The sequence below is a fragment of the Corynebacterium sp. HMSC036D03 genome, from assembly GCF_001836185.1.
GTDB classification, from domain to species: Bacteria; Actinomycetota; Actinomycetes; order Mycobacteriales; family Mycobacteriaceae; genus Corynebacterium; species Corynebacterium simulans.
Genome location: NZ_KV827724.1, coordinates 1 through 1,531 on the forward strand (window position 1 = coordinate 1; position 1,531 = coordinate 1,531).

The 1,531-nt window shown below is 57.6% G+C and carries 1 protein-coding gene; it reads left to right on the plus strand.

Annotated features, from left to right (window positions below):
• Positions 1-343: 343 nt before the first annotated feature.
• A partial coding sequence (locus HMPREF2692_RS02895) for an IS110 family RNA-guided transposase (protein ID WP_061925177.1) occupies positions 344-1,531 on the plus strand: 1,188 nt, incomplete at its 3' end.

Below are 1,531 nucleotides of genomic sequence, written 5' to 3' on the forward strand. Positions count from 1 at the left end.
CCCATTACGTTGTTAGCAGTTCCACCCCAGGGCGCCGAAGATTCATAGCCTGTCCACCCGAGTGGGAGGGGCTATGTTTATGTCCGTTCCCGCCGTCCGAAAGGACAGTGGAACTAGTCGCTGGCTTCGGTATGGCTTATTCCTGTCCCTGTTAAGAAAATGATCCGGGGGGTGATGCCACCGGAGACAGTGACATACTCAAACAGCTCAATAGGAACCTGACCCGGCCCAGGCGGCACGAGGTCTCACAGTAATGTGGATGCCAGCGCCAGTATGTCCGACCACCCCAGCGATGAAGCGTAAATAATCCAACTCCCTACTCATCGCTAGGAGGCACAGACTCATGGCCTATGACTTCGTCATTGGAATGGACGTCGGCAAATACTTCCACCACGCCTGCGTCCTCGATCCCCAGGGCAGACAAGTCCTATCCAAACGCATCAACCAGCACGAAGGCTCGCTACGCAAGCTCTTCGGCAAATTCCTGGCCAATGACGCCGAAGTCCTTGTCGTCGTCGATCAGCCCAACAACATCGGCAGGCTAACCGTCGCAGTCGCCCAAGCAATGGGAGCCGACGTTCGCTACCTCCCCGGGCTTGCCATGCGACAGCTTTCACGTATCCACGTCGGCAACTCCAAGACCGATGTACGCGACGCTTATGTCATCGCCCATGCCGGCCTCAACCTGCCAGATGCCCTGCGTAGCGTCGACCGCGTTGAGGAAGTCTTCCTCCAGCTGAAAGTCCTCAACGGTATCGACGAAGACCTCGCCCGCGCCTACACACGCCTGATCAACCAGATGCGATCCGCGCTCGTGGGCACCTACCCCGCATTCGAACATGTCCTACGTGGGCAGATGATTCACCGCAAGTGGATTCTCCACCTTCTGGCGAAATACGGTGGCCCCACCAAGATTCGACGCGTCGGCAAAGCACGGCTGACAGCTTTCGCACGTGGTCACAGGGCACGTAATCCTGAACCAGTTATCGATGCCATGCTTGCTGCGATCCACGGCCAGACGGTATCCATCGCCGGCGCAGAATACGCGGAACTTGGCGTAGCAATGTCCGCCAAAGATGCACTAGCCAAGCTGGAGCACCGCAAAGAGATTGAAGCCCAGGTACTCGAGCTGATCCAGGACATTCCTCAGACCGAGATTCTCTTGTCCATGCCCGGCATCGGCCCACGTAGCGCCGCGCAAATCCTTATGACCGTCGGCGATATGTCCGACTTTCCCAATGCAGCGCACCTGGCTTCCTATGCAGGCCTGACGCCGCAGACGAATCAGTCGGGAACGTCGATCATGTCGAATTCGCCCAACCGGGCCGGCAACAAGAAATTGAAGAACGCCCTATGGCAATCGTCCTTTGCATCGATCAGATTCCACGAGCGTTCCCGGCAATTCTATGAGCGAAAACGCAAAGAAGGCAAGAGACATAACGCCGCAGTCGTCGCGCTCGCACGCCGACGCCTCAACGTCCTCTTCGCCATGATGCGCAGCGGAGAGCTCTACAGAGACATCCCCACAGCC